The organism is Phycisphaerae bacterium (genome assembly GCA_012729815.1).
GTDB lineage: Bacteria > Planctomycetota > Phycisphaerae > JAAYCJ01 > JAAYCJ01 > JAAYCJ01.
Window position 1 is genome coordinate 1 of the sequence record JAAYCJ010000126.1, and the last position, 1,755, is coordinate 1,755.

A 1,755-nucleotide genomic window follows, 5' to 3' on the forward strand; every position below is an offset into this window, starting at 1 on the left:
CCTTGATCCGGAGTCCGATCGTGCTGAAACTGGGCGATCTTTGTCTGGACATTCCGCTGTTTCAGGCCCCGATGGCCGGCTACACCGACCGGGCGATGCGCCATCTGGCCCGTCGCTACGGACCGGTGCTGACGTTTCCGGGCGTGGTGCTGGCCAAGGTGGCGTGCCACCGCCGGATCGTGGCAAAGCTCAAGCTGGCCGCCCGGGAGGATGAGCATCCGATCGGCATTCAGATCATGGGTTCGCTGGTCGAGGAGATGGTCGAAGCGGCGCGGAACCTCCGCGGATGCGGGTACGATCTGGTCGATCTGAACTTCGCCTGCCCAGCCCCCAAGGTTCTCCGCCGCGAGCGGGGCGGATCGATCCTGCGCCAGCCGGAACTGGCCCTGGACATCTTTCGTCGGGTGCGCGAGGCGGTGGACTGCCCGGTGATGGTGAAACTGCGGGCTGGGTACGACGATTCGGAGGCGGCCAGGGACAGTTTCTGGCGCCTCTGCGAGGCCCTGGCGACAGAGGCGGTTGATGCGCTGGTTGTTCACGGCCGGACGGTGTTTCAGCGTTACCGCGGCAAAGCGGACTGGCAGATCCTGGCTGAGTTGAAGCGGCGGTTCCCCAAGACGACGATTCTTGGCAGCGGTGATATCTTCTCAGCCGAGGTTATTCGTCAGCGGCTGGCTGAGACGGGCGTGGACGGGGTGACGGTGGCCCGCGGGGCGGTGGGCAACCCGTGGATCTTCCGCGACGCCCGGGCCGTTTTGACCGGTGGGGCCGAACCGCCTCCGCCGGACCTGCAAGAGCAGGGGGCGACGATCATGGAGCACTTCGAGATGGTCGCCGGCCTGTCCAGCGAGTCGCGGGCCATTCACTACTTCCGCAAGTTCTACAATGGCTACACCAAGTACCACCCGGAGCGGCGGCAGGTTCAGCGGGCATTGTGTAGTTCCACTGATAAAAACGAGCTGTTTTCGATCGTCCGGTCCTGGTATTCGGCGGCGTGAGGGGCAAAAAGGGCGGAGCCGCTCACTTTTCTCAAAAAAACCGAGAGAATCCGGCGATTGGCTATTGACGGATCGGGCCCGTCATGATACATTAGAAAAAGCATGGTTCTTCGGAACCAAATTTTTTGTGCAGCAGGTATTAACGTTAATATTTCTGTTAGTGATTGTCTAGGAGTACGAGATGGGTTCGCTTGCGATCGACGGGGGCCAGCCGGTCCGCACTCAGCCGATGCCCAGCCGTTGCCTGATCGGGCAGGAGGAGAAGCAGGCGGCCATGCGGCTCTTCGACGAGGCAATCGCGAGCGGTCAGCCCTTCGGCTACAACGGCCCCAACGAGAAGCAGTATGAAGAGGACTTTGCCCGGTTCATGGGCGGGGGGTACGCCGACGGGGTCAACTCGGGCACCAACGCACTGTTCGTGGCCTTGGGCGCGTTGGGGTTGGATGCGTTTTCGGAGGTGATCGTGCCGCCGATCTCCGATCCCGGCGGGGTGATGCCGGTGATATTCATCGGCTGTGTCCCGGTGGTGGCGGATGCGGATGTCCGCAGCTACAACACCTGCGCCGACGAGATCGAACGGATGATTACCGAGCGGACGCGGGCGATCGTGGTGGCACACATCGGCGGCGACCCGGTGGATATGGACCCGGTGATGGCGTTGGCCCGCAAGCACAACCTCTACGTGGTTGAGGACTGTGCCCAGGCCCACGGGGCCAGGTACAAGGGAAAGATGCTGGGCACGTTCGGCCACACCGCG

2 protein-coding genes are annotated in these 1,755 nt (G+C 62.9%); both read left to right on the top strand.

What is annotated here, in order from left to right; translation table 11 throughout:
* The first annotated feature begins 20 nt into the window (after positions 1 to 20).
* The gene (locus tag GXY33_08700) at positions 21 to 998 is read left to right on the top strand and encodes a tRNA-dihydrouridine synthase family protein (GenBank protein ID NLX05209.1); all 978 of its coding nucleotides are present in this window, start codon (positions 21 to 23) and stop codon (positions 996 to 998) included.
* Positions 999 to 1,179: 181 nt separating this feature from the next.
* On the top strand, positions 1,180 to 1,755 hold a 576-nt coding region (locus GXY33_08705), incomplete at its 3' end, for a hypothetical protein (protein ID NLX05210.1).